Annotated in this window: 1 protein-coding gene; it reads left to right on the plus strand. The window is 61.8% G+C overall.

Translation table 11 applies throughout. The features are described from left to right. Positions 1-309 (plus strand): Rep family protein (locus NE591_RS13880; protein ID WP_371130627.1); only part of this gene is annotated, 309 nt, incomplete at both ends.

Raw genomic sequence — 309 nt, forward strand, 5'->3', positions numbered from 1 at the left:
CGCCACCTTACCCGTGGATTTCCGCCTGCGCCAGCTGCGCCGGCTGCAAGCCTACTTGCTTGCCCACGAGCAGGAGGCCTTAGATGCCCTCCATGCCGACCTGGGAAAATCCGCCTTCGAGTCGTACGCCACTGAGCTGGGGCTCGTTTACGACGAGATTCGCCTTTACCTGAGAAAGCTGCGCCAATGGGCGCGCCCGCGGCGCGTGCCTACGCCATGGCGCGAGATTATCAACGGTTGGCTTGTCGACTGCCTTGTCTCACCGCTCCACGATTCCGATGTGAACGAGGACGGTACACCAAAGAAGCC

The sequence above is a fragment of the Adlercreutzia sp. DFI.6.23 genome (assembly GCF_024462535.1).
GTDB classification, from domain to species: Bacteria; Actinomycetota; Coriobacteriia; order Coriobacteriales; family Eggerthellaceae; genus Adlercreutzia; species Adlercreutzia rubneri.